2 pseudogenes are annotated in these 252 nt (G+C 65.1%); both read left to right on the top strand.

The window, feature by feature from the left end:
- Positions 1-133 (top strand): annotated as a pseudogene (locus SB719_RS21520) (acetaldehyde dehydrogenase); the annotation flags it as partial.
- A pseudogene (locus SB719_RS21515) lies at positions 130-252 on the top strand (4-hydroxy-2-oxovalerate aldolase); the annotation flags it as partial. The pseudogenes SB719_RS21520 and SB719_RS21515, both read left to right, overlap by 4 nt.

Below are 252 nucleotides of genomic sequence, written 5' to 3'. Positions count from 1 at the left end.
CGTCTTCCTCGAGGTCGAGGGCGCGGCGCATTACCTGCCTGCCTATGCGGGCAATCTCGACATCATGACCTCGGCGGCGCTCAGGACCGCCGAGAAGATCGCGGCGCGGATGCAGTCGGGAGCAGCGGCATGACCTTCGATCCCGCCACGACCAAGCTCTACATTCAAGACGTCACGCTGCGCGACGGCATGCATGCGATCCGCCATCAATATGGCCTCGACCATGTGCAGGCGATCGCCCGCGCCCTCGAC

Origin of the sequence: Pantoea sp. SIMBA_079, assembly GCF_046940275.1 — a bacterium.
GTDB lineage: Bacteria > Pseudomonadota > Gammaproteobacteria > Enterobacterales > Enterobacteriaceae > Pantoea > Pantoea borealis.
Note: the sequence above shows the minus strand (reverse complement) of the source record. Positions and strands in the feature narration are given on the sequence as shown.